27 protein-coding genes, 1 tRNA gene and 1 other RNA gene are annotated in these 26,633 nt (G+C 40.9%); 21 read left to right on the forward strand and 8 right to left on the reverse strand.

Annotated elements, in window-relative coordinates:
• Window positions 1–17 precede the first annotated feature (17 nt).
• Window positions 18–201, reverse strand: a non-coding RNA gene (ssrS, locus tag ND6B_RS19805) — 6S RNA.
• A gap of 491 nt (window positions 202–692) precedes the next feature.
• Here ssrS and ND6B_RS17395 point away from each other — a divergent pair.
• From ND6B_RS17395 to ND6B_RS17380, 4 genes are read left to right on the forward strand one after another with little or no spacing between them, the layout of a single operon-like run.
• On the forward strand, window positions 693–1,256 hold the full coding sequence (locus tag ND6B_RS17395) for a UPF0149 family protein (RefSeq protein ID WP_024600851.1): 564 nt from the start codon (window positions 693–695) through the stop codon (window positions 1,254–1,256).
• Window positions 1,257–1,292: 36 nt separating this feature from the next.
• A complete protein-coding gene (pepP, locus tag ND6B_RS17390) occupies window positions 1,293–2,615 on the forward strand; it encodes a Xaa-Pro aminopeptidase (protein WP_033102607.1) in 1,323 nt (440 codons plus the stop codon).
• Window positions 2,616–2,629: 14 nt separating this feature from the next.
• On the forward strand, window positions 2,630–3,817 hold the full coding sequence (ubiH, locus tag ND6B_RS17385) for a 2-octaprenyl-6-methoxyphenyl hydroxylase (RefSeq protein ID WP_033102608.1): 1,188 nt from the start codon (window positions 2,630–2,632) through the stop codon (window positions 3,815–3,817).
• Window positions 3,814–4,980, forward strand: a complete 1,167-nt coding sequence (locus tag ND6B_RS17380; protein WP_033102609.1) for an FAD-dependent monooxygenase — start codon at window positions 3,814–3,816, stop codon at window positions 4,978–4,980. Before ubiH ends, ND6B_RS17380 begins: the two co-directional genes overlap by 4 nt.
• A 160-nt stretch (window positions 4,981–5,140) precedes the next feature.
• Here the strand turns inward: ND6B_RS17380 and ND6B_RS17375 are convergent, their stop codons facing one another.
• A complete protein-coding gene (locus tag ND6B_RS17375) occupies window positions 5,141–6,340 on the reverse strand; it encodes an alpha/beta hydrolase-fold protein (RefSeq protein WP_033102610.1) in 1,200 nt (399 codons plus the stop codon).
• Between the two features lie 410 nt (window positions 6,341–6,750).
• Between ND6B_RS17375 and rpsF the strand changes: the two genes are divergently transcribed.
• The 9 genes from rpsF (at window position 6,751) to alr (ending at window position 12,950) form a co-directional block, all read left to right on the forward strand.
• Window positions 6,751–7,092, forward strand: a complete 342-nt coding sequence (gene rpsF / locus ND6B_RS17370; RefSeq protein ID WP_008110420.1) for a 30S ribosomal protein S6 — start codon at window positions 6,751–6,753, stop codon at window positions 7,090–7,092.
• A 43-nt stretch (window positions 7,093–7,135) separates the two neighbouring features.
• Window positions 7,136–7,453 (forward strand): primosomal replication protein N, encoded by a 318-nt coding sequence (priB, locus tag ND6B_RS17365; protein ID WP_008466122.1) that lies wholly within the window; start codon window positions 7,136–7,138, stop codon window positions 7,451–7,453.
• 12 nt (window positions 7,454–7,465) lie between these two features.
• Window positions 7,466–7,693: a 30S ribosomal protein S18 gene (gene rpsR, locus ND6B_RS17360; RefSeq protein ID WP_002962753.1), complete on the forward strand. Its 228-nt coding sequence runs from the start codon at window positions 7,466–7,468 to the stop codon at window positions 7,691–7,693.
• A gap of 36 nt (window positions 7,694–7,729) precedes the next feature.
• Window positions 7,730–8,182 carry a 50S ribosomal protein L9 gene (gene rplI, locus ND6B_RS17355; protein ID WP_008110407.1) on the forward strand — a complete coding sequence of 151 codons (453 nt, stop codon included), beginning with the start codon at window positions 7,730–7,732 and terminating at the stop codon, window positions 8,180–8,182.
• 225 nt (window positions 8,183–8,407) lie between these two features.
• Window positions 8,408–8,959, forward strand: coding sequence for an RNA polymerase sigma factor (locus tag ND6B_RS17350; RefSeq protein WP_016900127.1), 552 nt, complete (start codon window positions 8,408–8,410; stop codon window positions 8,957–8,959).
• The gene (locus tag ND6B_RS17345) at window positions 8,952–9,431 is read left to right on the forward strand and encodes a hypothetical protein (RefSeq protein ID WP_016900128.1); all 480 of its coding nucleotides are present in this window, start codon (window positions 8,952–8,954) and stop codon (window positions 9,429–9,431) included. The genes ND6B_RS17350 and ND6B_RS17345 overlap by 8 nt, the downstream gene beginning before the upstream one ends.
• Before the next feature lie 9 nt (window positions 9,432–9,440).
• Complete coding sequence (locus tag ND6B_RS17340) at window positions 9,441–10,379, forward strand: DUF4097 family beta strand repeat-containing protein (RefSeq protein ID WP_016900129.1); 939 nt, start codon at window positions 9,441–9,443, stop codon at window positions 10,377–10,379.
• Between the two features lie 112 nt (window positions 10,380–10,491).
• The gene (dnaB, locus tag ND6B_RS17335) at window positions 10,492–11,871 is read left to right on the forward strand and encodes a replicative DNA helicase (RefSeq protein WP_016900130.1); all 1,380 of its coding nucleotides are present in this window, start codon (window positions 10,492–10,494) and stop codon (window positions 11,869–11,871) included.
• Complete coding sequence (alr, locus tag ND6B_RS17330) at window positions 11,871–12,950, forward strand: alanine racemase (RefSeq protein ID WP_016900131.1); 1,080 nt, start codon at window positions 11,871–11,873, stop codon at window positions 12,948–12,950. Before dnaB ends, alr begins: the two co-directional genes overlap by 1 nt.
• Window positions 12,951–13,020: 70 nt before the next feature.
• On the opposite strand, the gene ND6B_RS17325 is transcribed toward alr, so the two are convergent.
• Window positions 13,021–13,260, reverse strand: coding sequence for a DUF2960 domain-containing protein (locus tag ND6B_RS17325; protein ID WP_004588463.1), 240 nt, complete (start codon window positions 13,258–13,260; stop codon window positions 13,021–13,023).
• Window positions 13,261–13,360: 100 nt separating this feature from the next.
• On the opposite strand from ND6B_RS17325, the gene ND6B_RS17320 reads away from it, so the two are divergent.
• Genes ND6B_RS17320 through ND6B_RS17310 form a run of 3 tightly spaced genes read left to right on the forward strand, consistent with a single transcriptional unit; the run spans window position 13,361 to window position 15,073 of the window.
• Window positions 13,361–13,612, forward strand: coding sequence for a hypothetical protein (locus ND6B_RS17320; protein ID WP_008110382.1), 252 nt, complete (start codon window positions 13,361–13,363; stop codon window positions 13,610–13,612).
• Window positions 13,613–13,642: 30 nt separating this feature from the next.
• On the forward strand, window positions 13,643–14,266 hold the full coding sequence (gene pnuC / locus ND6B_RS17315) for a nicotinamide riboside transporter PnuC (protein ID WP_013464158.1): 624 nt from the start codon (window positions 13,643–13,645) through the stop codon (window positions 14,264–14,266).
• Window positions 14,267–14,269: 3 nt separating this feature from the next.
• The gene (locus ND6B_RS17310) at window positions 14,270–15,073 is read left to right on the forward strand and encodes a phosphotransferase family protein (protein ID WP_016900133.1); all 804 of its coding nucleotides are present in this window, start codon (window positions 14,270–14,272) and stop codon (window positions 15,071–15,073) included.
• On the opposite strand, the gene ND6B_RS17305 is transcribed toward ND6B_RS17310, so the two are convergent.
• On the reverse strand, window positions 15,070–15,252 hold the full coding sequence (locus tag ND6B_RS17305) for a hypothetical protein (protein WP_008110377.1): 183 nt from the start codon (window positions 15,250–15,252) through the stop codon (window positions 15,070–15,072). The two genes, ND6B_RS17310 and ND6B_RS17305, sit on opposite strands and share 4 nt — an antisense overlap.
• Window positions 15,253–15,489: 237 nt before the next feature.
• Between ND6B_RS17305 and ND6B_RS17300 the strand changes: the two genes are divergently transcribed.
• Both ND6B_RS17300 and ND6B_RS17295 read left to right on the forward strand, forming a co-directional pair.
• Window positions 15,490–15,564: transfer RNA gene (locus tag ND6B_RS17300), tRNA-Arg, on the forward strand.
• Between the two features lie 284 nt (window positions 15,565–15,848).
• Window positions 15,849–17,066, forward strand: a complete 1,218-nt coding sequence (locus ND6B_RS17295; protein WP_016900134.1) for an HD-GYP domain-containing protein — start codon at window positions 15,849–15,851, stop codon at window positions 17,064–17,066.
• On the opposite strand, the gene ND6B_RS20220 is transcribed toward ND6B_RS17295, so the two are convergent.
• A complete protein-coding gene (locus tag ND6B_RS20220; RefSeq protein ID WP_035112674.1) occupies window positions 17,026–17,346 on the reverse strand; it encodes a hypothetical protein in 321 nt (106 codons plus the stop codon). The two genes, ND6B_RS17295 and ND6B_RS20220, sit on opposite strands and share 41 nt — an antisense overlap.
• 282 nt (window positions 17,347–17,628) lie before the next feature.
• On the opposite strand from ND6B_RS20220, the gene ND6B_RS17290 reads away from it, so the two are divergent.
• Window positions 17,629–18,876 carry an outer membrane protein transport protein gene (locus ND6B_RS17290; RefSeq protein WP_016900135.1) on the forward strand — a complete coding sequence of 416 codons (1,248 nt, stop codon included), beginning with the start codon at window positions 17,629–17,631 and terminating at the stop codon, window positions 18,874–18,876.
• A gap of 122 nt (window positions 18,877–18,998) precedes the next feature.
• Here the strand turns inward: ND6B_RS17290 and ND6B_RS17285 are convergent, their stop codons facing one another.
• The 3 genes from ND6B_RS17285 to pepA all read right to left on the reverse strand — a co-directional run bounded on the left by ND6B_RS17285 (window position 18,999) and on the right by pepA (window position 24,040).
• Entirely contained in the window at window positions 18,999–21,851 is a 2,853-nt protein-coding gene (locus ND6B_RS17285) for a valine--tRNA ligase (RefSeq protein WP_016900136.1), read from the reverse strand.
• 58 nt (window positions 21,852–21,909) lie between these two features.
• Window positions 21,910–22,356 (reverse strand): DNA polymerase III subunit chi, encoded by a 447-nt coding sequence (locus ND6B_RS17280; RefSeq protein WP_013464165.1) that lies wholly within the window; start codon window positions 22,354–22,356, stop codon window positions 21,910–21,912.
• 172 nt (window positions 22,357–22,528) lie between these two features.
• Window positions 22,529–24,040: a leucyl aminopeptidase gene (gene pepA / locus ND6B_RS17275; RefSeq protein WP_016900137.1), complete on the reverse strand. Its 1,512-nt coding sequence runs from the start codon at window positions 24,038–24,040 to the stop codon at window positions 22,529–22,531.
• A gap of 307 nt (window positions 24,041–24,347) precedes the next feature.
• Here pepA and lptF point away from each other — a divergent pair, with 307 nt between their 5' ends.
• Both lptF and lptG read left to right on the forward strand, forming a co-directional pair.
• Window positions 24,348–25,460, forward strand: a complete 1,113-nt coding sequence (gene lptF / locus ND6B_RS17270) for an LPS export ABC transporter permease LptF (RefSeq protein WP_029609988.1) — start codon at window positions 24,348–24,350, stop codon at window positions 25,458–25,460.
• Complete coding sequence (gene lptG, locus ND6B_RS17265; protein ID WP_016900139.1) at window positions 25,457–26,524, forward strand: LPS export ABC transporter permease LptG; 1,068 nt, start codon at window positions 25,457–25,459, stop codon at window positions 26,522–26,524. The genes lptF and lptG overlap by 4 nt, the downstream gene beginning before the upstream one ends.
• The last annotated feature ends 109 nt before the right edge of the window (window positions 26,525–26,633 follow it).

Genomic DNA, 26,633 nt, shown 5'->3' on the forward strand with positions numbered 1-26,633 from the left:
AATTAAAGTTATTGGAGGTGTTCCCCGAGAATGCGGTGCCGGGTGTCAGTCCTGAAACCTTGAGGTTTCAGGGCGGAAATCTGCGGTTTACCGTAGGCTTCTCGGTACATGCCGAGCTTGCACAATAGTAGACGAACAAAAATCCTGGTATAAAATTTATCGGCTCAGGGACTTAACCAAGCTCCTGCACCCCAGGGAACAAATTCAGTATATAAGACATATTCCAATCCTTAAACCCCAAACGTAAAAAATTAAACCGTTCGCTCAGTTTTCCTGCAAATTTAGGGTCTGTTGACCTTTGCGGATTAAAATTTGTTCAAACTAGGGGCGGTTTAATCGCGGCGCGAGGTTTGTAACCTAGTGGGCTAAGTAAAAACCGAGCAACAAAGAGTAAATCGCCCCTAGGCAGAACCCTTCGGGCAGCGCCTGTTTGGGATTAATGCTACGTTATCGCCTATTTATGGGGAATAACCACACCACATAGGCTCTGCCTTGCCTAAATACCAAACAGACTGCTGCAAATTTAACCTTGAAGGGTCAACAGACCCTAATCTTGTATTTACTTTTAAGATTGCTTTTTGAACTTAATCAGCTTTTCAATCGCTTGCTTTTGACCTCAGTCATAGAATTCATTGGAGTTGCTTTTTATCGAGTGGTAGCATTGCTTTAATTAGCAAAGCGAAGACGTCATTATGAATAACTTACCAGATTACGAAAAAGCCCAACTTCTTTTAGAGAAAAACGAAATATTTGTATCACCTGCTGAAGCGCATGGCGTTATTAGCGGTTTACTTGCTTGTGGGCTAAGCATTGACGATAAAGAATACTTAGGCTTACTGAGCGACGTATTTAATGATGGCGAGTCGTTTAGCAACGATTTAAAACAGTTTTTTGGTAAAGTTTATCAACAAGTTGTTGAAAGCTTTAACAATGAAGAGTTTCAATTTGATTTGTTTTTACCGAGTGATGACGAAACACTCATCGATCAAGCCAATGGGCTCGTATCATGGGTAGCTGGGTTTATGCTGGGCTTTGGCTTAAAGCAAAAAGACTATGGCAAGCTGTCGGCAGATGTAAAAGAAGTGATTAGCGACTTTAGCGAAATTACGCGCCTTGATACAACCTTTGAAGAAACCGAAGAAGATAGCCAAGCACTGCATGAAGTGATTGAGTACGTACGCGTATCGGCGTTACTATGTTTTGCTGAACTTGGCAAAGAGCAAAACCCACAAAGCAATAAAAAAACACTGCATTAATTTAGTAATACAACAAAAGTAATGGGTTAGTTATTAATGGTTGAAATACAAAAGTCAGAGTTTAAAGCGCGCCGCGAGCGTTTATTGGCGGCAATGGATAGCAACAGTATTGCGATAATTCCTGCTGCAACCGAGCTCACACGTAGCCGAGATACTCATTATCCGTTTCGACAAGACAGTGACTTTTTTTACTTAACTGGTTTTAACGAACCCGATGCGGTATTGGTGTTATGCAAAGACAGTGATACGCCTTCTATATTGTTTTGTTTAGATAAAGATAAACTTGCAGAGGTATGGCACGGCAGGCGCATTGGTTTTGAAAAAGCGCAAAGCGAATACTTATTCGACAAAACTTATGCATTAAGTGAACTAAACGAACAATTATTGAATTTGGTGAACGGCCAACAGATTTTATTTTATGCACAAGGGGCGTATCCTGCCTTTGACGGCAAAGTATTTTCAATGCTTAACACTTTGCGCAGTGCCCCTAAAAAAGGGGATGCAGCACCGAGTACAATTAAAGATATTCGCCCGTTATTACATGAAATGCGCCTGTTTAAATCGCCAAGTGAAATTAACATTATGCGTGAAGGCTGTGAAATAAGTGCCCGAGCACACATGCGTGCCATGCGCTTTTCCCACGTTGGCGCAACCGAGTTTCAACTAGAGGCAGAGCTTCATCATCACTATGCAATGAACGGTGCGCCATATCCAGCTTATGGCACCATTGTCGGTAGTGGCGATAACGCTAATATTTTGCACTACACCCAAAACAGCGATGTATTAAACAATGGCGACCTAGTGCTGATTGATTCAGGTTGTGAGCTACAAGGTTACGCAGCCGACATTACCCGTACTTTCCCCGTTAATGGTAAATTTAGCACCGAGCAAGCTGCGCTTTATAATATTGTGCTTAAAGCGCAAGAAGTCGCATTTAGCGAAGTAAAGCCCGGTGGCTACTTATCGCAGGCTAATAAACTCGCTATGCAAGTGCTAACCCAAGGTTTACTCGATTTAGGTATTTTAACCGGCGACTTTGATGAGCTAATGGCGCAAGGAGCCTGTAAAGAATACTACATGCATGGTCTTGGCCATTGGTTAGGACTCGATGTTCACGATGTAGGTGGTTACAAGGTTAATAACCAAGAGCGTGCTTTTGAACCTGGTATGGTACTGACCATTGAACCTGGGCTTTATATTAATAAAGATTCAAACGCACCCAAAAAATACCAAGGCATAGGTATTCGTATTGAAGATAACTTATTAGTAACTGAGTCTGGTCACGAAAACTTAACGATTACCGTGCCTAAAAAAATTAGCGAAATAGAAGCGTTAATGCAAAGCGCTAAAAACGCATAAGCTTGGAGATAAAAGTGGCTAAGCAGTTTGATGTTGTAGTTATTGGCGGTGGTTTAGTGGGCGCAAGTTGCGCACTGAGTATAAGTAAAAAAAATCCCAGCCTACATATTGCCGTGGTTGAAGCAAACCAAGTAACCACAGATTATCACCCAAGTTTTGACGACAGAAGCATCGCACTTGCACAGCAGTCGGTGGAGTATTTACAAAGCCTCAATTTGTTTGAAATAAACGCTCCCTATGCGGCGGCCATAAAAAAAGTCAGTGTGTCAGACAAAGGGCACTTTGGTAAAACCCACATACAGTGTGATGAGTTTACTAAACCCTCATTAGGCTATGTGGTAGAGGTAAACCCATTTGGCAGAGCGCTGCATCAACGTTTAACGCAATCAAATATATCGCTTTTTTGCCCTAATAGCGTAACAGCGATAAAACAAAATGCCGAAAGTAATGAACTGACATTACAAAGCAGCGAAAAACTAAGTGCTAAGCTGTTAGTGATTGCCGACGGTGCACAATCGCCAACCCGTCACTTGCTAGGCTTAGGTTTCAATACCCAGCCTTATGAACAAGGCGCGATTATTGCCAATATAGAAGTGGCTGGTGGACATAACCATCATGCGTTTGAGCGTTTTACTCAAAACGGCCCAATGGCCTTATTACCCATGAGTAATAACCGTTATTCGTTAGTATGGTGTATGCGTCAAGAGCATATTGAGCAGCATATGGCATTAAGTGAGTCAGACTTTTTAAGCGTACTGCAAACCACCTTTGGTTATCGTGCAGGGCAATTTATAAAAGTCGGTATGCGCGCCAGTTATCCGCTGGTTTATGGGCAAATAGAATCGTTAACAGCGCACCGTACTGTGGTAATAGGTAACGCGGCACATGCCATTCACCCAATTGCAGGTCAAGGCTTTAATTTAGGGCTGCGCGACGTACAAGTGCTGAGTGACTTAATAGCAAACAGTGAACACGATTTAGGTAGTTATGCCTTTACTCGTCAATATTCAATTAAGCGCAGTGATGATATAAAAACCGTAATGACATTGACCGATGCACTGGTTCGACTTTTTTCAAACTCATCACGGGTGTTAGCGCTTGGTCGTAGTATTGGGCTATTTTCAATGGATTTATTCCCCGCATTTAAAGCCCCATTGGCTAAACAGTTAATGGGACAAGTTAAACAAGGTACACGTTTATGAAACAAGTACAGGTTTGTATAGTGGGTGGTGGCTGCGTAGGTTTAACGCTGGCGCTAGGGCTTGCTAAAGCGAATATCAGTGTGGTTGTGTTAGATGCAGCGCCAACTCAAGCTCCACCGAGCGATGACTATGGTTTACGTGTAAGCGCATTGAGTATTGCCAGCCAAACTTTGCTCGAGCAGTTAAATGTATGGCCACACATAATAGCTGAGCGTGCTTGTGCTTATACGCACATGGATGTACGCGATGCCGACAGCTTTGGAAAAATAACCTTTAATAACGAGCAGCTTGAGCTTGAGCATTTAGGCCACATTGTTGAAAACGATATTATTCGCTTTGCACTAATAAAAGAGCTTGAGCAGCAAAGTAATGCCACACTCATGTTTAATACCGAGTATCAGCAAATACACCAAAGCGAGTCTGATGTATTTATTAATTTAAAAACTGGCGAACCTATTATTGCTAAGTTGCTGGTGGCGGCTGATGGTGCAAATTCAGCGATTCGTAAACAGTTTAATATGGCGCTGAGCTTTAAAGATTACGACCACCATGCGTTAGTAGCGACAGTTAAAACTAAAGAGTCACACAAAAATACCGCACGCCAAGTGTTTTTACCTACAGGGCCGCTAGCGTTCTTGCCATTGAGCGATGAGCATACTCATTCAATTGTGTGGTCTACCAGCCCTAATCATTGTGATGAATTGTTAGCAATGGACGACACCACTTTTAATAAAGCAGTTATGGCTGCAATAGATGGCCAATGCGGTTTATGTGAAGTGCAAAGTAAGCGCGTCGCGTTCCCACTTAAAATGCGTTATGCCCAGCAATGGGTAAATGGCAACGTGGTGCTAATGGGCGATGCAGCGCATACCATTCATCCATTGGCAGGGCTGGGTATGAATCTGGGCCTAAAAGATGCCGCTTATTTAATCGAGCTACTAAGTCAAGACACCAAAGAATTTGCAAGTACGCGCACACTGCGTGATTACGAGCGCACCCGTAAGCTCGACGCACAAAAACACATTGCCATGATGCAAGGGCTAAAAGAGTTATTTGAAGGTGCCAATCCAGTTAAAAAGCTGATTCGGGGAGTAGGGCTTTCACTCGTTGATAACCTAGGCCCAATCAAACACCTATTCGCCAAAGAAGCGATAGGGAAGTGATAAAGACAAGCGGTCAGTTTTTAGCTGTCAGCTTTCAGCCAAAGAAAAACCGATGTTTAGTTTAAGCATCGGTTTTTTTATAGGCTAATGCTTTCTTTAGTGTAGGCGTACAGCTTGCTGACGCGACGATCGAAGCTCGTAATGCTTTTAAATTAATGAGCTACAAATTCTCTTTTGCTTCATTCACCATATCTTGTAGTGCATCAACTAACAGTGGATCTCGCGAGTTTTGTTTAGCAAGCTTTAGTGCATGTTTCATACTGGTAGCGGCTTCTTTAAACTGTTTGTCAGCCGTGTAACCTTGCGATAATCGCATGTGAGAGTATGCAGCATTAGGATAATCGCGAGTAAAGTGTTTAAGTGTTGTTATCGCTTTTTTAGTGTTGCCAAATTTCTGCTGGCTATGAGCAAATTCTGCGTACACATCTTGTGGAATTTTAAGCTCAAATCCGTACTTATCACTAAGTGCTTGGTAGTAACCGGTAATCAATGATACATCTGCAAATTTTCCGTGCTCGTCAGTCACTTTAAATATTAGGTCGCTAAATAAGTGAATTAGGCTATCGCTAAGTGCTGGAAGTATGGTGCCCATATGAGTAAAAGTGGGATAATGCTTATATTTCCATTTTAGCTGTGTGGGCATTTGTTGCTCTAAATTTACTAAAGTATTTAATACGCCGGTATAAAAGCGTGCGCCTTCACTTGCAACACTAATAAATAACGCTTGAGCGCCTTTAGGGTTTTTAGTGTATTTAGTGATATTACTTTTTAACTCTTCATCACTCCACCAACTATTTGGGCTTATAGCGATGTAGTTGTTAAATAATGCTGGTTGATTAACTAAAGTATAAAGCGCTAATGTACCAGCATTAGAATGACCAATTAAGGTGTTGTAACCATTAGTTGGGTAGTTGCTATTTATATAGGGCATGAGCTCATCAGACACAAACTTTAAAAAATTATCGGTTTGCCCTGCGTCAGGCCATTTATTTTTAACAAAGGTTTGAAACTCCGTTTTAGGCTCACCTTGTACTTTAGGTAAGTAATCACGAACACGGTTGGTTGTATCAATAGCAACAAGCATTGCATTAGGTATCTGCTCGTAATCAACAAGGGATTTTATAACGCCAGACGCCGTATGAAAGTGCTCAACACCATCAAGTAAATAAATAACATAGAGCGGCTGATCGTCTTTTACATTGTCAGGTATGAATATTCTGATAGGTCTGTCTTCGTTAAGTATTTTTGATTGTAGAATGACCTTTTTACCCACGGTTATGTCGGTTGTAGCGGTGTCTGCATAGCTTAAAACAGGTGTACTAAAAGTAACTATTAACACAAGCGATAGTAAAAGCTTCATAAATATCCTTATTAAATAATGTGTTGTTTAATAATTGCACGGCTTTAGATTTGAGTAAATGTTTATATTTTAGGGGCAAATGTAGGGCTTAAGTAATTAAAAGCTCCACTTTTCAAGCGAGCAAGCTCGCGCTTACCTAGTAAATATTAAACACTTATCTTTATTTTACTTATTGATATAAAGGGAGCATCCAATAATGTCTTCCCGAAGCCCGAAGCCCGAAGCCCGAAGCCCGAAGCCCGAAGCCCGAAGCCCGAACCCTTATCTATTAAAGCTTAAAAAAACCTGCTTGCTTAATTATCCTACTAAGCGTAAAATGCGCGCTCATTTCGGCTTTTAAACTATTAATTCCTTGCCTTAAACCGACCGGCCGAAACGGTAGAAGGCTCTATTAACCGTAAGGAATATCCATGCGTCATTACGAAATCGTATTCATGGTTCACCCTGATCAGAGTGAGCAAGTATCTGGTATGATCGAACGTTATACTGGTTCTATCACTGAAGCAGGTGGTACTATCCACCGTCTTGAAGACTGGGGCCGTCGTCAACTGGCTTACCCAATCAACAAGCTTCATAAAGCTCATTATGTTCTTATGAACGTTGAAGCACCAACTGAAGTAATCAGCGAGCTAGAAACTACTTTCCGCTACAACGATGCAGTGCTTCGTAACTTAGTTATGCGTACTAAAAACGCTGTAACTGAAGCGTCTCCTCTTGTAAGAGAAGAGAAGAAAGAAGCACCAGCTGCTTAATTGTTTTGAGTCCTAGCATGGCACGTAGTCAGCAGTTACTATAATGGTTAGCCCATATACGAATCAGCTGGTTATATCGGGGGTTGTTTGTAAAACACCCAAGTTTAGCCAAAGCCCCGCGGGCATACCGCATTGTATTTTTGTTGTAGAACATAAATCAATGCAAGTTGAAGCAGATCTTAACCGTAATAGTTATGTGAGGCTTCAGGTGGTTGCCAGTGGTAAGCAAATGCAACAACAGACTCAACATTTGCACGTTGGGCAGGCATTGCAAGTGAGTGGTTTTTTAAATCGCCACGAAGGTCGTAACGGCCTTAGCCAATTGGTTTTGCATGCTCAGCATATAGAAAGAATTATTTGAGGAATTAATCTCATGGCACGTTATTTCAGACGTCGTAAGTTCTGCCGCTTTAAAGCGGAAGGCGTACAACAAATCGATTACAAAGATCTAGCTACTCTTAGAAACTATGTTACAGAAAGTGGCAAAATCGTACCTAGCCGTATCACAGGTACTAGCGCTAAATACCAGCGCCAGCTAGCAACTGCTATTAAGCGTGCTCGCTACTTAGCCCTTCTTCCATACACTGACTTACATAAGTAAGCAGCGGATTAACACGTTTTTAAAAGGTGTAGAAACATGCAAGTTATTCTACTAGATAAGATCGCTAACCTAGGTGGCCTAGGTGACCAGGTTGTTGTTAAATCTGGCTTCGCACGTAACTTCCTTTTCCCACAAGGTAAGGCAGTTCCTGCAACTAAAGCAAACATTGAAACGTTTGACGCACGTCGCGCAGAACTAGAAGCAAAAATCGCTGAACAGTTAACTGCAGCACAAGCACGCGCTGACAAACTTGAAGCATTAGCAGAAGTTACATTAGTATCTAAAGCTGGTGACGAAGGTAAATTATTCGGTTCAATCGGTACTCGTGACATCGCTGACGCTATCTCAGCTGTTGGTGTTGAAGTTGCTAAATCAGAAGTTCGTTTACCTCTAGGTACTATCCGTGAGACTGGCGAATTTGACGTTGCAATCGCAGTACACTCAGACGTAACAGCTACTATTAAAGTAATCGTTATTGCTGAAGCTTAATTTTTAAAATTAAGTTAAAAAAAACCGTGCTTTGCACGGTTTTTTTGTATCTAAAATTTGTAATTCAAAACAATAAATTGTTTGCTGTGGATTAAATCAAACACTTTTCTAAAATAAAGCTTCATTTTCTACAAATATTTTCTATTTCATTTAAACCTTTCTATTTCTTCTCACGTCTAATAAGTTAAATTGCAATTACATAATTATAAACAGGAAAAATTTGCGATGTTAATGGACGCTAATCAGCCAATAACTGATCAAGTGCAGCAAATGCTTATTGATCAAGTTAAAAACGGCGACCAGTTAGCCTATAAAGCGCTCTATGACATGCATAAAGCAAAAGTTTATGGCTTATGCCTGAGGCTAATTGCCGATGAGGGGCATGCGCAAGATGCAACTCAAGAAGTATTTGTACAGGTATGGCACAAAATAGCGCAATTTGATGGGCGTTCGCAATTTTCTACCTGGCTTTACAGTGTCACCAGTAATATTGCTATTAGCTATGTGCGTAAGCAAAAACATTGGCTTAATAAAGTTATTAGCTTTGAACAAAGCGGTATGGATGAGCAATCTGCAAATGACTGCAATGGCTTAAATGGCTTAGATAAATTAATCGTTAGGCTGCCTGAGCGCGCAAGAATGGTATTTGTACTGTATGCCGTTGAAGGTTATAGGCATGAAGAAATAGCAACCTTGCTAGGCATGGCTGTAGGCTCTAGTAAGGCGCAATATCATCGTGCAAGGCAATTATTAAAACAGTGGTACGAAAATGAGTAAAACAAATTTTGATGACTACTTAAATGAGTCGCTAACACAATTAAATAAAAATATAACACCCGATAAAGAGCTCTGGGATGGGATTGAGCGCGCCATAATGACTAATAAGCAGGCAAGTACAGTTAAGAGTGTAGTTTGGCCGAAGCTAACTGCTATTGCGGCATGTTGTGTGGCTGCTTTGGTTAGCACTATGGTGTTTTTTACATCTCCAGAGACAAATACCGCTGTGGCGATGAGTGATTTTTTTACTAAGCAAAAACAAAGTTTACTTGTTCAATACCAAAGCCAAGCGGCACTAACAGATAACTGGCAAGTGCAGCTACAAGAACTTGAAGATGCTGAGCAGGCTATAAAGCAAACACTTGAAAATGAACCACAAAATAAGGCGCTACTGTCTATGTTAGCGCAAGTATATCAACAACAACTCGACTTAATTAACAAGGTGCATGCACCGCGTTGGCAACAAATCTAGGAGAAATAAATGAAAGCAATAATACTTGGAATCGCTTTATTACCAATGGCTGTATTTGCCGGTGAAAAAATAGAACAACAAATTGAAGTACCAAACGGTGGCGTTATTCATATAGAAAATCAGCGCGGCAATGTAAATATTATGGGCTGGGGGAAAAACCAATTTAAAGTGAGCGGCGAGCTTGATGATAAAGCACAAGGCTACACTCTTAAAACACAAGGTAATAAAACTCAGTTTATTGTAAAAATGCCTGATCTTTCAAATTGGGATAATAACAATAATGGCTCAACGCTAACTATTTTCATGCCGCAAAGCAGTGCGCTGGAGTATGTTGGGGTTAACGCTTCAGTAACTGCAAAAGAGTTAAAAAGAGGCACTGAAATTGATGTAGTCAATGGCGCCATTACTGTAAATGATCTTAACGGCGATATTAAGCTTACTAGTGTTAACGGTGACATCAACGCAAAAAACCTCAGTGGTAAAGTGCAATTTGAAACTGTAAATGGCGCAATTGATGATCAGCAATCTAACGGAGAAGTTCGTTTTAATGCGGTTAATGGGAATATAAAATCAAACTCGACTGCCAATGATATTCGCTTAGAAAACGTAAACGGTGATATCAATCTTACCTTCGATGCAATCAAAGAGTTACAAATAAGCACTGTAAATGGCGAAGTTGAAGTGCGTATTAATCGCCTTTTAAGTGATGCTGATGTAAGTTTTGAATCTGTAAGTGGCAATGCTGAGTTTTACTTTCCAGCTGATTTATCGGCACAATTTGAAGTGCAAGCCCATGCCGGCGGTAAAATTGACAACCAGCTAACGAGCGACCAAGTGCAAAAAGCCAAATATGGCCCAGCAAGTGGAATTAAGTTTAATACTAATGGCACCGATGCCAGTGTAGAAATGAATACCATAAGTGGGACGATTGGACTTAAGCGTCAATAATCATCCATTTTATTTTAAGTTACAAAAAGCAGGAAAGATTTCCTGCTTTGCTATTTGCACAGCCCCGCCAAGTCGATAGAATAGAGCCATTCAATTTTAGTACTGTGAAGTTATGGCCAAACCAGATAAGCAAGTCGACACTCTTAAAGTTCCTCCCCATTCAATAGAAGCTGAACAATCTGTTTTAGGTGGTTTAATGCTTGATAATCAAGCATTTGATCGCGTAGCTGAACTTGTTGTGTCACAGGACTTTTATACCCGTACCCATAAGCTTATTTTTGAGGCAATGACAGCACTGGCTGAAATTGGCGATCCGATTGATTTAATTACTATTTCTGAAAGTTTAGAAAAAAATAATCAGCTTTCAGGGATTGGCGGCTTTGCGTATTTAGCCGAAATAGCTAAAAACACCCCAAGTGCTGCTAATATTGATGCTTACGCTAGCATTGTACGCGAGCGTGCAGTTGTGCGTGAAATGATTGGTGTCGCCAATGAAATTGCTGAGGCAGGCTTTAACCCAGAAGGGCGCACAAGTCACGATTTACTCGACTTTGCTGAGAGCAAAGTATTTAAAATTGCTGAGCAACGTACAAAAAGTAGTGATGGCCCGCAAAGCATTCACAATATACTTGAAAAAACCGTTGATAAAATAGAAGAGCTTTATCAGTCACCACAAGATGGTGTTACCGGTGTAAGCACAGGTTACGCTGATTTAGATAAAATGACGACTGGTCTGCAGCCCTCAGATTTAATTATTGTAGCAGCACGTCCATCGATGGGTAAAACTACCTTTGCGATGAACCTTGCTGAGCATGCAGCAATGACCCAAGACAAGCCTGTACTTATCTACTCACTAGAGATGCCCTCTGAACAAATTATGATGAGGATGCTGGCGTCCCTTGGCCGAATTAACCAAACCAAAGTACGTACTGGTCAGCTAGATGACGATGACTGGGCGCGCCTTTCATCAACCATGGGGTTACTCATGGAAAAAGGCAAAATGTATGTTGATGACGCCTCAGGCTTAACACCCACTGATGTACGTTCACGTGCACGTCGTATTGCCCGCGATCATGGTGGTATTAGTATGATCATGGTCGATTACCTACAATTAATGCGCGTACCTAGCTTGTCAGATAATCGTACCTTAGAAATTGCCGAAATTTCACGTTCACTTAAAGCATTAGCAAAAGAATTACAGTGTCCGGTTGTTGCACTATCGCAGCTTAACCGTACCCTAGAGCAACGTGCTGATAAACGCCCAATTAACTCAGATTTGCGTGAGTCGGGCTCTATTGAGCAAGATGCCGATTTAATCATGTTTATTTATCGTGACGAAGTATACAACGAAGACAGTACTGATAAAGGTGTTGCAGAAATTATCATCGGTAAACAGCGTAACGGTCCGATTGGTAAAGTGCGCCTAACCTTCCAAGGTCAATTCTCTCGCTTTGATAATTACGCGGGGCCTGCTGTAGATGATGATTACTAATGCGCTTAGCTATTGCCGAAATTAACTTACAAGCACTTGCTCATAATTTAGCGCAAGTGAGACAGTTTGCGCCTAACAGTAAAGTTATGGCGGTATTAAAAGCCAATGCTTATGGCCATGGTTTAGTTAAAATAGCGCAGCACCTTAATGATGCCGACGCATTTGCAGTGGCACGAATAGATGAAGCGCTCGCACTTCGAGCAGGCGGGCTGACCAAGCCTATTGTGTTGTTGGAAGGTTTTTTCCATCAAGATGACTTGCCGATTTTATTAGCCAATAACTTTCAAACCATAATCCATGATGAAAACCAGCTCAGAGCACTTGAAAATGCAAAGCTCGATGCACCAATCAGTTGCTGGTTAAAAATCAATACGGGTATGCATCGTTTAGGGGTTGCACCGACGCAATTGAATGATTTTTATCAGCGCTTGCAAGCGACTAATAATGCTAAAGATACAATCAATTTAATGACGCACTTTTCCAGTGCCGATGATGTTAATGATCCCAAAACAGCTGAGCAAATTGCTTTGTTTGATTCATTAGTGCAAGGCAAACAACAAGCACATTGTTTAGCAAATTCGGCCGGTATTATTGCTTGGCCTGCCGGTCATGGCGAGTGGGTGCGTCCAGGCTTGATGATGTATGGTGTATCACCAATGCTTAACACTTCAGGCAAAGATCATCAGCTTAAGCCGGTGATGCGCTTAACCACTAAGGTCATTGCAATTCGCGATGTTGATGCTGCGCAAGGTGTTGGTTATGGTGGCAGTTGGCAAAGTGCTCAGCCGACTAAGCTTGCAGTGGTTGCTATGGGCTATGGTGATGGTTATCCGCGTCATGCTAAACATGGTACCCCAGTAGTGATTGCTGGCAAACGTTATGGTATTGCTGGCAACATCTCTATGGATATGATCAGTGTTGATATTGGTGAAAATGCTGATGGCATCAAAGTCGGCGATGAAGTAGTAATGTGGGGCCCTGAGTTGCCGGTAGAAGAAATTGCACAATGTGCTGATACTATATCTTACGAGTTATTGTGTAATATTACACCGCGCGTAAGTTATGAGTACCAGCGCTAATATTTATTTTAAAAATACCCATTAAGTTTACATTACTAGAATGATCGTGATGCTCACTTAATCGGTATCGCTACTCTTTTATAAAGTAAATATCGCTAAAGCCCATGCGAGCAAATTCTTGATCACGAAAGTTACGCACAGCCGATGATCCTTTAGAGGTCATTTCAATTTGGCGTACCATGTTTAAGTAGTTAGTTAAATCGATACCTTCGGCAGCCGCAATAGCCTGATACATATCGTGGTATTTATCTTTGGCGAAGTTAATTTCGCGCGGTTGATTTTTAAAAGTGTAGGTAATTCTGCGTGCCATAATGAGCTCATTTAAATTGAGTGTTAGTGTAATTTTACACTGTATTTAAGTTGCGTTGAATGATTAGTTGAAATCAAATAATTAAAAAGGTGAGTTTGAAATGAAATTATCAGTAGAGATCAGTAAATACCCGCTCCACCAAGATTACATTCCTTTTATTAAAGGCTTTATCGACAGAGTTAATGCCTACGAAGAGCTTAAAGTGATCACTAATACGATGTCGACCCAAATATTTGGTGATTATGATCTAGTTATGCAAGTGATCAGCACAGAAATTAAACATTCATATGAGCAATTTGGTAAAGCTATATTTGTGTGTAAATTTATTTCGGGCGATTTATCTCCCGAATAACCCCTTAACAAACACGGTCGTTTTATAATGATGGATTTTGTAACGCAAATACTCAGTGGTTTTACTGCTATGTCGCATTGGGAATATATTGCGGTTGCTTTGTCGATGGCGTATTTATTACTGGCCATTAAAGAGAACTTATGGTGCTGGCCTGCGGCTTTTTTTAGTACGCTGATTTATACCATTATGTATTGGAATGGCGCGCTGCTAATGGAGTCGTTACTAAACTTTTATTATATGTATATGGCGGTGTTTGGTTGGGTCGTGTGGCGCAAAGGCAAGGCTAATCAAGCGCAGCGACTAATTACATCCTGGCCGGTAAACCGACATATTATTTTAATTGTACTGACTACATTAGTGTCATTAGCAATTGGCTATGTAATGCAAAACTATACGCATGCAGATTTTGCGTATCTTGATAGTTTCACAACCTGCTTTGCCGTGGTTACTACGTATCTGGTAGCTAAAAAAGTACTAGAAAATTGGCTCTATTGGATAGTCATTGATGCGGCCTCTATGTATTTGTACTATGAAAAAGGCTATTACCCAACCCTTGTTTTATTTGTATTTTATACCGTTATGGCAGCATGGGGATTTAAAACGTGGTACGAAGAATACGAGCAAAGCCAAGCCAAGCCCATGGCGCAACTTTAATCTATGAATCAGCATTCTCAGTTAGTTAATATTTGTAGCGCGTTTTTAGTACCGAGCACAATAACCTCAACAGAGTATTTGGTTAACGGTTTAAGCAACGATAACTTTTTGATCCGTACTGACAGCCAAGCTTATTTATTAAAGTGTTATAAAGCGTATTGGCCACAAGTAGGGTTACATGCCCAATATGAGCTCAGTAAACAACAAGTTTGCTCTGCTCCCATCTGGCTTGATAAGCAAAATAAGCGCGCAGCTTTTAACTATATTGATGGCGACGTCGCTCAGTCTTATTTGGCGATGCCGCTACTGACTAAACTTGTTAAGCTTCATGCGTATACAACTAATAATGAGGCAATGAATATAGCTTTGGAATTGCAAACCTATCAGCATTTATTAGTGTTTAAACAGTATGAAAAGCTCATAAGAAAAACATTAAAAAGCATAGCCAACATGCCCGTAGATAGCGGCTTTTGCCATAACGACTTAGTCAAAGAAAATATCGTGGTAAACCCGCAAGGCGTTTATTTAATCGATTTTGAGTATGCTCAAACAAATGATGTGTATTTTGATCTTGCTGCGTTAGCGGTTAGTTTTAAATTAGATGCTTCAGGCAAGCAGGCTCTGCTTAACAATTACAAAACGCACACCCTATCAGGTCAATTTTATTTATCTATGCATAAACTCAATTGCTATCAGTTAGTTTACTTACTGTTATGTATAGGTTGGTATGAGCAACGCGCTATAAACAATCAGGTTGTTGTATTGCGCGCGCAACTGGATGAGCTTATTGCTTTAATGGAGGGTTAAAGTCCGCCAAAGCGTTCCGCAAGCTCTTTGTATTTTGCTACTTCATCAGCGTCAAATTGCATTTCGCCGTTATCATCTTCTGATTTAGCGATTAATAGGCTTTCTCGAGCAAGGCGTTTAACGCGCTCTGCTTTTACACCTAAAAATTCAGCAACTTGCTCTGTTGACATTAACTTCATAATTACTTCCTCGTGTTTAATCTTTCCGTTCAGTGACAATAATAGATAATATGTGTCTAAAGCGTTACTGTTTTTTTATAGAATATAAACAAATAGCGCTTTTTTTACCTTTTGTGAAGTGATTAGTTTAAATTATAGACATGTAAACGAATCATGCTGGCATTTATACAAAGATGCCTTTATTATTGCGCATGCTAAAGCATTGATATCGCGAGTTGATGTGGCGGCAACAAATGTGCTCTCGTGGTGAAATGGATATCACGTGGCCCTCCGGAGGCTGAGTTGTAGGTTCGATCCCTACCGAGAGCGCCATTTGCGTTTAAAGTATCATTTCCTGTTTCTTCCTCAAAATACCTACAATTATTTAAATTAGTCCGCTGCCTTACCTTATTTAATTTTCGATAATAAAATATGTAGCAATCTATTTTATACCTTTAGGCGTATATTCATTGCTGAGCTTATGGTTTATTCTTGATGGTGCGTATAATTATTGATGTTAATCATTTATTATTACCCTGAACTCAAAAGCTAGACTTTTATAGCTAAATAATGCTATTTAAAGTATATATTCATTAATTATAGAAACCCTCATTTTTATGCTAATCACCTTACCTATATCAGAACTCGTTCCAGGCATGTACGTAAATAGCGTTACTAAGCAGCAGGAGAGTGTGGATGGCATAAAAATTAAAACCAGTGGTTTGGTTCGTGATAAATCAATCATTCAGCGTTTAATTACCGAAGGGGTGCTTGAGCTTCTCATTGACTTTACAAAAAGTGATGTCGCCGTACCTGCTAAATACAAAGAAAAACAAAAACCACAAGCTCCTGTAGCAAAGCAGGAGAAGCCAGTTAAGGCAAAGGTTGCTATAAGCTTAGAGCAAGAGTTTGCAAAAGCCAGTGTGAGTTATGATGCGCACAACAGAAAACTACAAAGTATTTTTGGTGACTTAACATCAGGTTTGTCACTTAATATTGAAGCGCTCAATGAAATAAGTAATGAAATAGTGAGCTCTGTATTTCGTAATGAACACGCCATGACTATTTTAACTCGGATTAAAGATAAGCACAGTTACAACTGGCGTCATATGATCAACTGCACCATTTTTACAGCGGTGTTTGCTAAATACTTAGGTTATAAACGCGCTGTTGTGCAAGAGCTTGCAATGGGGGCTTTAATGCATGACTTAGGTCAGGCTAAGTTACCGCAAGGGATATTTTCCAAACCAGGAAAAGTCACAGGTAACGAAATGACGGCAATAAAAAAGCATGTCGCACAAAGCTTAGGATTGTTAAAAGGCGGAAAAGGTATTACGCCTTTAATGCTTGATATGATTGTAAATCATCATGAGCGTCTTGATGGTTCAGGCTATCCAAGAGGTGTAGATGGAAGCAAATTAAGCCGCCCAGCTCGGATCATTGCTATTGTAGACGTATACGATGCATTGACAGCAGATAGACCGCATCAAGAGGGTGATGAGCCAATTAATGCGCTTCGCTATTTGTTGGCTAACAAACAGCTGTTTGATGCAGAGTTAGTACAGTTATTTATTAAGTGTTTAGGTGTACACCCAGTAGGAACTATTGTTAAGTTAACTAATGAGCGTTTGGCGTTGGTGCTAGAGGGCAATCATTCAAACCCTATCAAACCTAAAGTGAAGCTTTTTTACAATGCTAAACATAACCACCATGTTACCGCAAAAGATATAGATTTAAGCTTAAATAATAACGAGATAAAAATACAGGCAAGTGTCAAACCCGCTGATTATAAGATTAATTTGCCTCGGCTTTTAAAAGAGCATTTACTGCTTTAGCGTTACATCTTCTTTTTTCGTTTGTTTTAACAGAAATATAGCCACCCAAAAAGCAGCTCCCCATCAGCGTTAACCACAACAGTGTGCCTAATTCTACATGCAGCGCTAAGCAGCAAAAACTCAAAGCAATAATCGCCATGGCAATGGCTGCGAGCCAATATTGATTGACAGGATTGTCACATTTCCCAGCACGCGTACACGCGCAATAATTTGCCTTATAAAAGAAATAAACACTAATGCCGCAAAAAATAAGCCCAGCAAGAATAAGTAAAATGATCACAGTTTTCTCCCTTTGTGATTTTATTTGCAGTGTAAATTGCAAAGTATTTTAAGTCAATGCAAATAAGAATTAATCTCATTAGAGTATATACTCTAATACCACACTTCTTGTCCGATGAGTTTTAAATAGTTGTTAAATTGTCGTTAAAAAACGTGTTTTTTGGCCTTTTTTAACGTTTTAGTAAGGTTTTTTATAAAAAATTAAGGTAGGGTACGCAGGTTTGAAACTCTAATAACAACACACATAGCTATCCAAACAGTAAGTTTGGCTAAGGACACAACAATGAAATTTACTAAAACTCTTATTGCGGCATCGCTGGCATTTGTTTCAGCTGATACTTTTGCAGCGGCTTTTCAGCTTGCTGAGCAAAACGTTTCTGGTTTAGGTCGTGCATACGCAGGTGAAGCATCTGTAGCAGACGATGCGTCTGTGGTTGCACGTAACCCAGCATTAATGACGTTGTTTAAAGAGAAGCAACTTAGTGTTGCAGCTATGGCTGTCATTCCTGATGTGAGCCTTGAAGGTACAGGTACAAATAACGGCATACCTGCTAGTGCATTAAACGATGACAGCATCGCACCAAGCGCGATTATTCCAGCGGGTTATTTCACTATGCCAGTAAACGATAAAGTATCGGTTGGGTTTGGTGCTTTTTCTAACTTTGGCCTTGCGACTGAATTTAATGATGATTACGTAGCTGGCCAAATTGCCGGTGAAACTGAAATTGTTACTGTAAACATGAATGCGAGCGTTGCTTATAAAGTGTCAGAACAGTTCAGTTTTGGTATTGGTTTAAACTATATTTATGCTGATGCGACGATAGTACGTAAAGTGGGTGTAAATACACAAATTCCATTCTCAACAAATGTAGTTGACCTAGAGGGTGATGATACTGGTTACGGCTTAAACGTCGGCTTAATGTATCAATTAGATGAAAATAGCCGTTTTGGTTTTAACTACCGTACAGAAACAGATATTACTTTTGAAGGAACATTCTCAAGTCCGGCTCAGTCTATACCAGTTCTTCCAGGGTCAGTAGAAATTACATTACCAGCAATTGCTGAGTTCTCAGGCTCTCATCAGTTAGACGAGAAACTAGGCGTTCACTACAGTGTATTATGGACAGGTTGGAGCAGCTTTGACTCATTAGAAGCGCAAGTTACTGCGCCTACAGGCGATAAGTTTATTGCATTTGAAAAAACAGAAGACTTCTCTGATGCAATGCGTTACTCAGTTGGTGCTGATTACCAGTACAGCGAAAACTTAATGCTTCGTGCTGGTTTTGCTTTTGATGAGTCGCCAGTATCACAACAGCATTTATCAATTTCTATTCCTGATACAGACCGTTTCTGGTTCTCGTTCGGTGGTAACTACGCGATTGATCAAAACTCAAACGTTGATTTAGGCGTGAGTGTATTACGTGGCAAGACACAAAACTTTACTGAAACTGATGATTCAGGCAGCGCGTGGTCTTTTGAATCAAAAGGTCATGCCGTACTTATTGGTGCTCAGTATAACTACACGTTCTAATTCTGCCTAGAGCCTAGAGCCTAGACACAAAAAAGCCGCTTACTTCAAATGAAGTAAGCGGCTTTTTTTATACTTATAAATTAACTGTTTACGAATAGCATAAGCCATCCGTAACGGTTTAATTATAAGCTTTCAATCTTAGTTTTTTGCTCAAGTAGCTTAGTTTTAGCATCTGTAAATTCAGCTAGCTTAGCGTTTTCTTTAGCCAGTACTGCTTCAGGTGCGTTGTTAACAAACTTTTCGTTAGCGAGTTTGTTTTGCACTTGCGCTAGGCCTTTCTCTGCTTTTTCAAGTTGCTTGTTAATACGTGCAAGCTCAGCTTCAACGTCAATTAAGCCCGCCATTGGGAGCATAATCTCAAGGTTGCCAACATAAGAGGTTGCACACGCTGGAGCATCGTCTTTGTTTTCAAGCAGGGTAAACGCTTCAAGCTTAGCTAATGACGCTAGGAATGATTCATTCTCGTTTATACGGCGCACATCATCGCTTGATGCGTTAGCCAGTAAAACGCTAAGTGGTTTACTTGGGCTGATATCCATTTCACCACGAATATTACGAATCGATAAAATGAATTGCTTAACCCACTCTAAATCGTCCATTGCTTGTGCATCAACATTGGCTTGGTTATAAACAGGGAAGCCCTGAACCATAATACTGGTACCCGCTGTTTCAAGGCCAGCAAGTGGTGCAACACGTTGCCAAATCGTTTCAGTGATGTAGGGCATCATTGGGTGCATTAAGCGTAATAAGCTTTCAAGTACGGTAATAAGGGTATGACGTGTACCGCGTTGCTGTGCTTCATTACCTTTAAATAATACCGGCTTCGTCAGCTCTAAGTACCAATCACAGAACTGGTTCCAGGTGAATTCATAAAGCGTGTTCGCCGCTAAATCAAAACGGTAGTTATCAAGATGCTCGGTGTAGGTTTTAACCGTTGCTTCATATTGGCCTAAAATCCAACGATCAGCTAACGAGTACTGTTTTTCACTGTCGTTAAAGCCACAGTCTTGCTCTTCTGTGTTCATTAATACGTAACGGCTTGCGTTCCACAATTTATTACAGAAGTTACGGTAACCTTCAAGACGGTTCATATCCCAGTTGATATCACGACCGGTTGATGCCATGGCAGCTAAAGTAAAGCGCAGTGCGTCGGTACCGTGTGCTTCAATACCGTTTGCAAATACTTTGCGGGTATCTTTTTCAATTTTAGCGGCAAGTTTAGGCTGCATCATATTACCAGTACGCTTTTGTACTAAGTCTTCAAGGCCAATGCCGTCAATCATGTCTAGTGGGTCAAGTACGTTACCTTTTGACTTAGACATTTTATCGCCGTTATCGTCACGTATTAGGCCAGTTACATAAACTGTTTTGAATGGCACTTGTGATTTACCATTTTCATCTTTTATAAAATGCAGCGTCATCATGATCATACGCGCGACCCAGAAGAAAATAATATCAAAACCGGTTACCAACACGTCAGACGGGTGGAAGGTTTTTAAGTCATCAGTATTCTCTGGCCAACCTTGAGTTGAGAATGTCCAAAGTGCTGATGAGAACCAGGTATCAAGAACGTCTTCGTCTTGGCTTAGTGCTACGCTATCTGCAATGTTGTTGTCGCGGCGTACTTCTGCTTCATCACGACCAACGTATACGTTACCTTCGCTGTCGTACCAAGCTGGAATACGGTGACCCCACCAAAGCTGGCGTGAAATACACCAATCTTGTACGTCGTTCATCCACGAAAAGTACATGTTTTCGTATTGCTTAGGTACAAATTGGATGTCGCCGTTTTTAACTGCGTCTTTTGCAGGTTCAGCAAGTGGTGCAACACGCACATACCATTGGTCAGTAAGTAGTGGTTCAATAACAACACCAGAGCGGTCACCGTAAGGAACGGTTAAGCCATGGTCTTCAATTTTTTCAAGTAGGCCTAGCTCTTCAAATTCAGCAACAATCGCTTTACGTGCGTCAAAACGGTCAAGGCCATGTAAGCGCTCAGGAATTGGCGCGTCAAATTCAAGTTCTTTGCCGTCAAAGGTGTAGGTTTCACCTTTTGTTAAAATAGCCGCGTCTTTATCAAAGATATTAATCATCGGCATTTGATGACGTTTACCTACTTCGTTATCGTTAAAGTCGTGCGCTGGCGTGATTTTTACACAGCCTGTACCTTTGTCTTTATCGGCATGCTCATCGGCAACAATTTTAATACGACGATTAACAATCGGTAGTAAAATCTCTTTACCGATTAGGTCTTGATAGCGTTCGTCATCTGGGTTTACTGCAACACCTGAGTCACCCAGCATGGTTTCTGGGCGCGTGGTTGCAACAACAATGTAGTCTTTACCGTCTTGTGTCGTTACACCATCAGCAAGTGGGTAACGTAAGTTCCACATGTGACCTTGCTTGTCTTTGTTTTCAACTTCAAGATCAGAAATAGCCGTGTGTAATTTTGGATCCCAGTTAACCAGGCGTTTACCGCGATAAATTAGGTTTTCTTTATGAAGGCGTACAAACACTTCTTTAACAGCTTCAGACAGGCCATCGTCCATAGTAAAACGTTCACGGTCCCAATCAACAGAAGCACCAAGGCGACGTAATTGTTTGGTAATCGTGCCACCAGACTCGTTTTTCCATTCCCAAATTTTATCGATGAATGCATCACGGCCTAAATCGTGGCGTGTTTTACCTTCTTCTGCCGCAAGCTTACGCTCTACTAGCATTTGTGTGGCAATACCTGCGTGGTCAGTACCTACTTGCCACAACGTATTGTTACCTTGCATACGTTTAAAGCGCGTTAAGGTATCCATGATAGTATCTTGGAAAGCGTGGCCCATGTGTAAGCTACCCGTGACATTTGGCGGCGGGATCATAATTGAATATGGGGTGCCTTGGCCAGATGGCTTAAAGTAGCCTTTTTGTTCCCAGTCTTGATAGAGAGACTGTTCAATATCTTGCGGATTGTAGGTTTTATCCATTACACAGAACCTTAAATAAGTACTTAAATGAGTTAGTTAGCTTTGTACGCAGTGAGCGTTAGCGATTAATATCTTGCGTGGTGATATTGGCACCGAGTTGGCGTAGTTTTTTAAAGCGCTCACGAGCGGCTTGTTTGGCTACGGGCTCTACGGGTACAAAATCAAAAACTTGGTTAAACCGACGAATAAAATCCGGTAAGTGATTGGCCAAGTTAATTAATACTTTACGATTACCAACGGGTGGTGTTGTGCCTATTTCTACAGGTGCGCCGCCTTTTGGGCCTTCGCCTTGTAAATTGTGAGGTACAAAACTGTCGGCATCAAATGTCCAAATAGTTTCGTCAATGCTGTTGGCGGTTTCTTCGCTATCTACAAAAATAAATACGCGTTGACCAAGCCGATACTGTTGCCCAGCTATTTGAGCTGCTAAAGCAAAGTGATCATCGGCTTTAGCTAATGACTCATCTTGTTGCTTTAAAATGAAAAACTGGGCATTCATGTTCATTGTATCGGGATTTCCCATGACATTGATTGTGCTGTTATTAAATACACACAAATTAAGAAGGGGATTTTGCCATATAACGGGGTTTGCTTCAATTAATACCCAATAAATAAGGCGCTTTAAAAGCGCCTTATTTTATACTCTACATTGAGCTGTGAAGCCCTGTGTTAGTTTGTTAGTCGTGAGTTGCTTCGCTAATACCAGCTCGGTTTAATAAATACTGAGTCAGCATAGGAACAGGACGACCTGTTGCGCCTTTTTTAGCGCCGCTGCGCCATGCAGTACCGGCAATATCTAAATGAGCCCAGTTATACTTTTTAGTAAATTTAGATAAGAAACAGGCCGCGGTAATAGTACCTGCAGCGCGCCCACCTAAATTAGTAAAGTCGGCAAACGGGCTTTCAAGTTGATCTTGATAATCATCCCATAATGGCAGTTGCCATGCACGATCGCCACTTTGCTCAGACGCTTTTAATAAATCATGCGCCAGTGGATTATGATTAGCTAATAAACCCGTAGCATGGGCACCTAAAGCAACAATACATGCACCGGTTAAGGTTGCAACATCAATCACGGTTTCTGGTTCAAAACGTTCAACATAGGTCAGCGCATCACATAATACTAAACGGCCTTCTGCATCGGTGTTAAGTACTTCTACCGTTTGCCCAGACATAGTTGTTAGTATGTCTCCTGGGCGATAGGCGTTTGAGCTTGGCATGTTTTCACAGCCGGCTAAAACACCAATTACGTTTATAGGTAGCTGCATTTGTGCAAGTGAGCGCATAGCGCCAATAACACCAGCTGCGCCCCCCATGTCGTATTTCATTTCATCCATGCCTTCGCCTGGTTTTAATGAAATACCACCTGAGTCAAAGGTTAAGCCTTTACCAACGAGAACGATAGGCGCTTGGTCATCGCCTGCGCCTTTGTAGTTAATTACTGACATAACTGATTCGTTATCACTGCCACGACCTACTGCTAGGTATGAGTTCATTCCTAGTTCGGCCATTTTATCTTCGCCAATTAGCTCAACAGTGATGTTATCAAAATTAGCTTCCAGTTCTTTGGCTTGCTCGCCAAGGTACGCTGGATTACAAATATTAGGCGGCATATTAGCAACGTCTTTACACAGCTTACTACCTGCTGCAATCGCTAAACCATGCTCAATAGCACTTTCGCCTATAGTAAGTTCACGGCGCGTAGGCACATTAAACACCATTTTACGTAGTGGGCGGCGAGGGTCTACTTTTTTACTTTTCAGCTGATTAAAGGTGTAAAGGCAATCTTGTGTTGTTTCAACAGCTTGACGTACTTTCCAATAGGTATCACGCCCTTTAACATGTTGTTCAGTTAAAAAGCACACGGCCTCCATTGAACCCGTTTCGTTTAGCGTGTTGATAGTTTTAGAAATAATTTGCTTATATTGTTTATCGTCAAGTTCGCGTTCTTTACCGCAGCCAACAAGTAAAATACGCTCGCTTAAAATATTGGGCACATGATGCAATAGTAGTACTTGTCCTGGCTTACCTTCTAAGTCGCCACGGCGTAATAAATTAGAGATATAACCATCGCTAATTTTATCAAGTTGTTCACCAATGGGGGATAACCTGCGTGGTTCATATACACCCACAACAATACACGCACTGCGTTGTTTTTCTGGGCTACCACTTTTTACGTTGAATTCCATTGTCACTCCTGATTTTGAGTCATCTATAGAAGCTAAATTGGGACTAAAAATGTGTTTTCTAGTCTTTTTACCTAAATTTTTAGGTCTAGCGCTAATATTAGTAGATTTTACTCGACTCTTACTGTGTATTTGAACTTTATATGCTTAAGGGTAACTAATGCAACATTATATCGTGATGTTAGGTAGGATAATTAATATTGATGGCTTATAATATGTGCTTAATACTCATTTAAAATGAGTGAATTAACTAGTTCACTCATCGTTTTTTATTATTATATTGAAATTCCATGTTTAACAGGGGCGAATGTTGCTAATTTTCCGTTATTTGACCACTGAGGTTTTAAAATCGCAGGTCGCCGTATTTTTAACTTTAATGACCATATTTTTGTCGCAAAAGTTTGTTGTTATTCTTGGTGATGCCTCAGAGGGGAGTATCCCAGCAAAACTCGTGTTCGCAATGATTGCGCTTAAGTTGCCACAGTTAGCATCATTAATTTTACCCCTGAGTTTATTTTTAGGAATTATTTTAGCTTATAGCCGTATTTACGCTGACAGTGAAATGACAGTACTTAAAGCTTGTGGCGTGAGTGAGTGGTATGTGGTGCGCATTACGCTTATTTCTAGTGTCATCTTAGCGTTACTCGCCGCGGTACTTACCTTGTATGTTGCACCTTGGGCTAGCGAGCAAGAATATCAATTAAAAGAGCAAGCAAAGGCGGATGCTGGATTATCGGCGCTTAGAGCTGGGCGTTTTCAACAAACCGGTAACGAAAAAGCCGTGGTATTTATTCATAATATTGAAAATGGCGGCAAAGAACTTAATAAAGTATTTGTTGCGCAGTTGCCAGATAGTGAAAAAGGCGATTTAGCGCGTTTAGTATACGCTGAGCAAGGCGTTGTAATTGAAGCACAAAATGGTGAGCAGCAGTTAGTACTTACTGATGGTAAACGCTACGAAACTGATGGCGAAGCGCCTTCGCTTAACTTAACTGAGTTTGATGGTTACAGCGTACAAATTCGCGAACAAGAAATAGAGCATCAACGTCGTAAATTAGAAGCTGTGCCAACCCGTGAACTTATGTCAATTAATACTCCCGAAGCAATTGCACAGTGGCAGTGGCGTTTAGCGATCCCACTTTCCATTCCGTTATTAACTTTGCTGGCCGTGCCTTTGAGTGTAGTAAACCCTCGCCAAGGTAAATTTGCAAAATTGGTACCCGCTATCAGCTTGTATTTAGGCTATTTTATTTTACTTAATGCGGCCAAATTTGCAGTAGAGGATGGCAAAATTCCGCCATCAATTGGACTGTGGTGGATTCATTTAAGTGCATTATTTATTGGTAGCTTATTAATTATTAGAGGTCGTCCATTGGGTGCTTGGCTTAAAGCTGTCGTCACTAAGCGGGAGCAAAACCTATGATGAAAACACTTGATTGGTACTTAGGTCGTAGCATTTTGCAAACCACAGGGTTTGCGTTAATGGTGCTCGTGGGTATTAGTACATTAATAAAGTTTATTGAGCAGCTTAAATCTGTAGGGCGCGGGAGCTACGATATAATGACTGCCATGCTGTACACTATTTACAGTATTCCAGATGATTTAGTGGTGTTTTTTCCTATGGCTGCACTTATTGGTGGCTTAACTGGATTAGGAGCGCTTGCCTCAAATAGTGAGTTGGTAGTAATGCAAGCGGCGGGGATGTCGCGTTTACAAATTATTGGCTCAGTAATGAAAACAGCTATTTTTATGGCATTGTGCGTAATGGCTTTAGGCGAGTGGGGCGCTCCTGCTGCACAGCTGCACGCTAAGGAAATGCGTAATCAAGCGATTCATGGTGGTGATGTGTTTAATGCGCAAAAAGGAGTATGGGCTAAAGATGGTAATAACTTCATTAACATTGAAGATGTTGACCAAAATGGCATGCTGCGCGGCGTTAATATGTATCATTTTGATAAATCTTTATCACTAACACAAATCACCAAAGCAAAAGAAGCCGTAGGGCGAGATAGTGGTTGGCTATTGCGCGATGTAAATAAAGTGATGATCAGTGAAGAGTTAATTACCACTGAACAAGTTTCTGAAGAGTTTTATCCGTCGCAGCTTACCGCCGAAAAGCTAGGCGTGGTATCGGTAAAACCAGAATCACTGTCGTTTTCCGGGCTATGGTCATATTTAGCTTACTTACAACAAAATGAGCAAGACACCAGCACCTATGATTTAGCGCTCTGGCGTAAATTAATGCAGCCCGTGTCTATTGCCGTAATGTTGTTGGTTGCTTTATCGTTTATATTTGGTCCACTACGCACTGTAACTATGGGCGCCCGCATAATTATGGGGGTGGTAACCGGTATTGTGTTTCACCTAACCAATGAGATATTTGGCCCTGTGGTAATGGTATATCAAATTCCTGCAATTATAGGCGCCGTTTTGCCGAGTATCTTATTTACTGGGTTTGCAGCTTATTTAATGAATAAGCGGGTATAACTAAATTTAAAGCTTAAATAAAAAAACGCGGCCTTTGTAAAAAGCGCCGCGTTTTTTTATGCTTTAACTTGAGGTTATACCAATTCGCTTAATTAAGTATTATTGCGGA

The organism is Pseudoalteromonas sp. ND6B, assembly GCF_000764215.1.
Taxonomy (GTDB): Bacteria; Pseudomonadota; Gammaproteobacteria; order Enterobacterales; family Alteromonadaceae; genus Pseudoalteromonas; species Pseudoalteromonas tetraodonis.